Consider the following 5,512-nt stretch of genomic DNA (forward strand, 5'->3'; position numbering starts at 1 on the left):
CTAAAACACTTTTTATTCATCACGATGATTTTCCTAATTATTATAAAGAAAGCTGTGAAATGAAAAAAGAATCGCTTATGCGAATTTTAAAAGAGAATATGTCCTATACCATTCCAAATCAATTTCAATATGCAAATGTCAACATATTGGTTACAGTTGGTGAAAAAGAAAATTCAATTATGAAAAAATCAGCCTATGACCTTGTGTTAGCGAACCAGCTTTGCCAAGGAATTGTCATCAAAAATGTTGGTCATGGCATTTCGTTAGCAAATCCTACATTGTTCCGTGAAATCATCGAGAATTGGCTTGGAGAGACAGAATTTTCATCTCATTTTTTCAAGAAAATTGAACGGAAAATTGTTTAAGCGCTCTACAAAATTGTTGGTTCCTACTTCTTGGAAAAGAAAATAAAAGTGTTAGCAAATTTTCATTTCTACTTTTAAGACCTTTAAAACGAAACGAACAAAACAGACAAATAGCAATAACTCATGGTCACTTATAAAACGACGAAATTACGGAGGAACAAACATGGACATTAATCAAGCGACAGTAAATGAACTAGAGGAAGTAGCTAACTTATTTAATTTATACCGTATGTTTTACAAGCAACCTTCAAATATTGATGGAGCTAGAGCGTATATCAAGGAACGTTTCCAAAACAATGACTCTATTATATTTTTAGCAACGAACAACGGAAAGCCTGTAGGCTTTACCCAACTTTACCCAACCTTTTCCTCAGTTTCAATGAAGAAAGTATGGATTCTAAACGATTTATATGTTGCTCAAGAAGGAAGAAACCAAGGCGTCGCAACACATTTATTACAAAAAGCAAAGGAATTTGCGCTCGAAACTGGTGCGATTCGGCTTGAACTAAGCACGGCATTTGATAATAACAAAGCACAGCGGCTATATGAGAAATTCGGTTTTAAACGTGAATCACAATTTTATCGTTATGAACTACCGATAGCATAATTTGGGAAATATTTTATTATTTTAATAATGATGAAATGAATGGACTTCTAAACATGAGGTCCTTTTAATAAAGTTTTTTCGACTAATCTAAGGTTTACTTTTAAACAAACGTTTGATGAAATAAGCAATATTAAGGAAATACTTGTCGATATGGTTCAATAGTAGGAAACGAAAAGCTTGCTTTTTCACTAAAAATAGACAAAATTTACATAAACATTACAAAACTTTTAAATTATCTTTATATCACTCCTATAAAATGAGTATGTCGTACTATACTTTATAATTAGGAGGATAAAATGTCGAAATTTCATCACATTCTTACAAAGTCAGTCATTACTGCAGCGACATGCACCTTATTACTTTCACCAATACATAGCCGTGCTGCTGAACAATTGACAACCTATCAATATGATACTGATAAAGCTCTCCATGTGGAATTACTTGGCCGTTATACTAGTGGAGCTGGAATTGATGAGGGAGGAACGGAAATTGTAGCTTATGATCCGAAATCCCATCATGCCTTCTCTGTTAACGGTTCTGCAAAAGCATTAGATATTATTGATTTATCTGTTTTGGAAAAAGGTGAGCAGAATATTCCGCGTGTTAAGCAGATTACATTAGCAGATTTAGGTGTTGAAGCATCTGATGTAACAAGTGTGGCAATCCATCCTGATGGTGGATATATTGCAGTTGCTGCACCAGCAAAAGAGAAGGTAGATCATGGTTATGTTGTGTTTCTTTCAACAGATGGAGCATATCTTTCACATGTACAAGTAGGTTCACTGCCAGATATGTTAACGTTTACGAAAGATGGCTCAAAAGTATTAGTAGCAAATGAAGGTGAACCAAATGATGCTTATACAGTAAATCCTGAAGGTTCTGTAAGCATTATTGATGTGTCAGCAGATCCTAAAAGCATTAATGGTGAAGCTGTAACAAATGTTCGCTTTGCTGATGACATTATCAATGAGGATGTCCGTATGGTGCATGCTGAAAGTACAGCACAGCAAAATCTTGAGCCTGAATACATCGTTGTTGATGATCATGATCAATATGCTTATGTAGCCTTACAAGAAAATAACGCAATAGCTAAGTTAGATATTGATTCTAAACAAATTGTTGCGGTTAAAAGTCTTGGTTATAAAGATTATTCTAGCGAGCAAAATAAATTAGATTCATCTAATAAGGATGAAGCAATTAATATCCGTAATTGGCCTGTGTTATCGATGTACATGCCAGATGGAATGGCAACTTATTCTGTTAATGGAAAGTCATATATTTTAACTGCAAATGAAGGTGACGCACAAGACTATGACGGTTTTTCTGAAGAAGCAAGAGTTGGAGATTTAGCAGCCAACTATGATTTAAATGCAGATCTCTTTGAAGGGTATTCTCAAGAAGAGCTAGATCAAATGGTTACAAATGGTTTATTTGAAGATGAACAGCTTGGAAGATTAACGACTACTACTTCTGCTCCTATGAATCAAGAAGGAAAATACGAAGCTATATATGGCTATGGTGCACGTTCATTTTCAATATGGGATGCAAATACTTTAGAACAAACATATGATAGTGGAGCCGATTTTGAAGAAATCACTAAAAACGTATATTCTGAAGCACATTTTAATGCAAGTAATACAGAAAATGAATTTGATAACAGAAGTGATGACAAAGGTCCAGAGCCAGAAACAGTTACAGTAGCTAATATTCAAGGTGGAAATTATGCATTTATCGGCTTAGAAAGAATCGGCGGAATTATGATATATGATATTAGCAACCCAGAAAACCCGTCATTTAATCGATATTTCTCAAGTCGAATCTTTACAGATGAAGAAGAGGTTACTTCAGCAAGTGGAGACGTAGCACCTGAAGGATTAACATTTATCCCTGCTGATGAAAGCCCAACAGGTCAAAATATTTTATTAGCAGCACATGAAGTTTCTGGAACAATTGCTGCGTATCAAATCGGAATAGAAGTAACAGACCCAGTAGACGAAGAAAAACCACCAGTTGATAATGACAACAACACTGACACTGGTAACAATAATGAAAATGAAGAAGAGATTCCCGATAAGACTCCTACAGAGCCTGTCAATGATTCAAAGGATCCGACTGTAAAAGAGCCAGAAAATGAACCAAAACCTGAGGCTGAAGCAAATACGGATGAAAAACCACAAGATGAATCCGTCCAAAAAAACACAAGTGATACGAAATATGAGCTTGCTACAAATAAAATAGATACAGATTCTAATGAAGAAAAAACTGAAGGCAATAAATTACCTAATACGGCTACGATGAATAGCAATTTATTACTTATTGGTTCTTTAATCATTGCGATTGGCTTTATTTTTGCTTTAAGAAAACACAAAACGAATCAAAATTAAGCACTTGAAAAAGCATCGGAAATTTCGATGCTTTTTATCATGAAATCTCAAACATTTCTTTTAAAAATAAAATTTCGGATAAAATCAGCTGTACATCAAAAACTAACGACAAGGAATTTCGTTAGGAGGTGAACAGGATGAAAACAGCAACATTTACATTACATAATGAGAATAAAGACAATTACCGTGAACTTGAAAAATTTCTCTTAACCATCGATGGTGTTGAAAGAGCGTTAATTGATGTAAATGATGGTGATTTAAAGGTTGAATATGATGAAGATTTAATAAGTGAAGAAAACGTTATAGAAGAGCTTAAAAATAAGGGGATAGCCATTAATCAACGATAATAGATAATTAAATAATCTACACATTAAGAGGCAGTAGTATATACTGTTTCTTTTTTTACTGTAATAGCTGCCACATACTTTCATCAAACTTTTACCACTTTTATTTTTATTTCTTCCATAAAAGACATACTATGATTTCAAATTAATACTAGTTAAATGAAAGCAATGAACATAATTATAGAAAGAAGATTAAACTTTTCTATGTATTAATATCGAATCATTTTGATACTAATGATAATAAAGCTGAAAATGAATGTGTGATGGAATTGTAATAAAAGGTTAAATATGTTCTTTCTGGACAAACAATAATGGAAACAGTTAGAATTGGGACTCAGGGAGTACGAAAATAGACATTGAAATAAACTGTTTTAACAAGAATTAAGAGTTATAGAGTATAATAATGAAAATCAATCCATTTGAAAAACTATTAGTTGAGAATAATGAATAGTTTAGTAAATATAGACTATCTCTAGACAAAATTAAATAAAATGAATTTCATCAACAAGATAAATGCTCCATAAATAGTTTACAATTAATACATTTTTTTATTTTTATAGATTATTTTGAATCTTTTGTCGAAAAACAGTTGTTAATTATATGAGAAAAGTTATAAAATAGGTTAACAGATATTTCGTTATCAGAAGAAAGTTATTATTTCGATAATAGCTAAGTTTAATTTTATTTTGAACTGGGAGAGTTAGCTATGACAAATAAGATCAACATTACCCTAAGTACAACTAGAAAAGAAAAACCGAATCCATCATCTTTAGAGTTCGGACGTGTATTTACAGATCACATGTTTGTAATGGACTATAGTGAGACAAAAGGCTGGTATGATCCACGAATCGTTCCTTATGAGCCAATTAGTCTTTATCCATCAACAATGGTGTTCCATTATGGGCAAACGGTTTTTGAAGGTTTAAAAGCATACCGTACGAAAGAGGATAAAATTTTCTTATTTAGACCTGACAAAAACTTTCAACGGTTAAACTTATCAAATGATCGTCTCTGTATTCCACATATTGATGAAGAGTTTGCAGCAGAGGCATTGAAGCAATTAATTTCCATTGAAAAGGATTGGATTCCAAGTGCACCTGGAACGTCCCTTTACATTCGTCCATTTATTATACCTACTGAATATTATCTCGGTGTTGCACCATCTAAATATTATCGATTTATGATTATTCTATCACCGGTAGGTTCTTATTATAAAGAAGGTATTAAGCCTGTAAAAATTTATGTAGAGGACAATTATGTTCGTGCCGTTAAAGGTGGAACTGGTACAGCAAAAACAGGTGCTAACTATGCAGCAAGTTTGAAGGCACAGGAAAATGCAGAAAAGAATGGGTATTCACAAGTTCTTTGGCTAGATGGACTTGAGAAAAAATACATTGAAGAAGTCGGCAGTATGAATATTTTCTTCAAAATCAACGGGGAAGTCGTAACACCAGCACTTAACGGTAGCATTTTAGAGGGTGTAACAAGAAACTCAATCATTCACCTCTTAAAGCATTGGGACATTCCTGTTAGTGAGAAAAGAATATCGATGGAAGAAGTTTATCAGGCCTATAAAGATGGATTCCTTGAAGAAGCATTTGGAACAGGTACAGCGGCCGTTATTTCGCCAATCGGTGAATTTTTCTATAATGATGAAAAAATGGTTCTTAACAATGGTGAAACTGGTGAACTATCGAAAAAATTATATGATACATTGACAGGGATCCAAACAGGTAAACATGAGGATTTATTTAATTGGATCGTTGAAGTTAACTAATAAATAGTAAAAAAATGGAGATCGCTTTTTAATAG

The 5,512-nt window shown here is 33.2% G+C and carries 4 protein-coding genes and 1 pseudogene; all 5 read left to right on the forward strand.

Translation table 11 applies throughout. The features are described from left to right. A pseudogene (locus tag HU235_RS23265) lies at positions 1-365 on the forward strand (hypothetical protein); the annotation flags it as partial. A 163-nt stretch (positions 366-528) separates the two neighbouring features. Beyond that, positions 529-972 carry a GNAT family N-acetyltransferase gene (locus HU235_RS23270; RefSeq protein ID WP_174881755.1) on the forward strand — a complete coding sequence of 148 codons (444 nt, stop codon included), beginning with the start codon at positions 529-531 and terminating at the stop codon, positions 970-972. A gap of 296 nt (positions 973-1,268) precedes the next feature. Next, complete coding sequence (locus HU235_RS23275; protein ID WP_174881756.1) at positions 1,269-3,356, forward strand: choice-of-anchor I family protein; 2,088 nt, start codon at positions 1,269-1,271, stop codon at positions 3,354-3,356. Between the two features lie 137 nt (positions 3,357-3,493). Continuing rightward, positions 3,494-3,703 (forward strand): heavy-metal-associated domain-containing protein, encoded by a 210-nt coding sequence (locus HU235_RS23280; protein ID WP_174881757.1) that lies wholly within the window; start codon positions 3,494-3,496, stop codon positions 3,701-3,703. A gap of 703 nt (positions 3,704-4,406) precedes the next feature. Continuing rightward, positions 4,407-5,477, forward strand: a complete 1,071-nt coding sequence (locus HU235_RS23285) for a branched-chain amino acid aminotransferase (protein ID WP_174881758.1) — start codon at positions 4,407-4,409, stop codon at positions 5,475-5,477. The last annotated feature ends 35 nt before the right edge of the window (positions 5,478-5,512 follow it).

Source organism: Metabacillus niabensis, from assembly GCF_902829255.1.
In the GTDB taxonomy this organism is placed as follows: Bacteria; Bacillota; Bacilli; order Bacillales; family Bacillaceae; genus Metabacillus; species Metabacillus niabensis.